The following is a 1363-nucleotide window of genomic DNA, read 5'->3' on the forward strand; positions in this document are numbered from 1 at the left end:
GTGTAGGAGGCAAAGGCTGCCAGGATCGCGCCGCCTCCCGGCAGGATGCCGAGCGCTGAACCGATGATCGTTCCGCGCACGATGGGCGCTGCCATGCGCCGAAAGTCCTCGCGGGTCGGCATAAGGCCGGTGACCTTGCGGATCATCACGGAGCGCTCATCCTCGTTTTCGAGGTTGCGCAGGATCTCGGCGATGCCAAAGACACCGACCGCCACCGCAACGAAATTCAACCCGTCGGCATATTCCCGGATTCCAAGCGTGAAGCGCGGCGTGCCGGTGTAAATGTCGGTGCCGACAACGCCGAGCAGCAGGCCGAGCACGACCATGGCCAGCGCCTTGACGATCGAGCCGTGGGCGAGCGCGACGGACGAAACCAGGCCGACGATCATCAGCGAAAAATACTCGGCCGCGCCGAATTTCAGCGCGATCGCCGTCAGCGGCGGGGCAAAGATGGCGACGAGGAACGTCGAAACGGTGCCGGCAAAGAACGAGCCGATGGCCGCGATCGCGAGGGCCGCCCCGGCGCGGCCGTTCCTGGCCATCTGGTAGCCGTCGATCGCGGTGACGGCGGACGAGGATTCGCCGGGCATGTTGATGAGAATGGCGGTGGTCGAGCCGCCATATTGCGCACCGTAATAGATGCCGGCGAGCATGATGAGGGAGGAAACCGGGTCGCCGATCTGGAAGGTGATGGGCAAAAGCATGGCGATGGTCGCGGTGGCGCCGATGCCGGGCAGGACGCCGATCAGCGTGCCGAGAAGGACGCCGATCAGGCAGAAACCGAGGTTGGTCAGCGACGTCGCCGTCGAAAAGCCGAGCGCAAGGTTGTCGAGCAGATCCATGCTCATCGCCTTACGACACCAACCACGGGGCCAGCCACGGGCCGAAGCGGCGGAACGGCAGGCCGAGCGCGTAGCTGAAGACAAGGAATGCAAACAATGTCAGGCCGGCCGACAGCACGAGCGCGGTCAACGGCTTCATGCAGCGGCTGGCAAACGACGCGATCAGCGCCGTCAGGAAGATCGACGGGATGAATCCGAGGCCGCGCACCGTCAGGCCGAAGAAGATCGGAGCAGGCAGGATGAGCAGCATGCCGCGCCACGCAATATGCCCGACCGCTTCGCCCTCGACGCGTACAGCCTGGACGAGAATGACGGCGCCAAGCAGGACCAGCACGATCGCCAGGACCAGCGGAAAATAGCCTGGCCCCATGCGCAACGCGGTGCCGATTTCGAGGCCGAGCGATTGCAGCGCGAACCATGCGCCGAAACCGATGAACAGGGCGGCGCACAGGCCGTTGGCCCTGTCGATCGCGAAAGGTTTCATGATGGTTCTCCCAAGCCGCGGTGCGTAGCGGATGCCG

2 protein-coding genes are annotated in these 1363 nt (G+C 64.7%); both read right to left on the reverse strand.

Going from position 1 to position 1363, the window contains the following annotated elements; translation table 11 throughout:
* Positions 1–842, reverse strand: an 842-nt coding sequence (locus ENZ75_RS31900; RefSeq protein WP_206617152.1) for a tripartite tricarboxylate transporter permease, incomplete at its 3' end; no start/stop codon positions are given.
* Between the two features lie 10 nt (positions 843–852).
* The gene (locus ENZ75_RS31905) at positions 853–1326 is read right to left on the reverse strand and encodes a tripartite tricarboxylate transporter TctB family protein (protein WP_063169000.1); all 474 of its coding nucleotides are present in this window, start codon (positions 1324–1326) and stop codon (positions 853–855) included.
* Positions 1327–1363 lie beyond the last annotated feature (37 nt).

This window comes from Mesorhizobium sp. M7A.F.Ca.CA.002.04.1.1, assembly GCF_004022805.1.
Classification (GTDB): domain Bacteria; phylum Pseudomonadota; class Alphaproteobacteria; order Rhizobiales; family Rhizobiaceae; genus Mesorhizobium; species Mesorhizobium ciceri.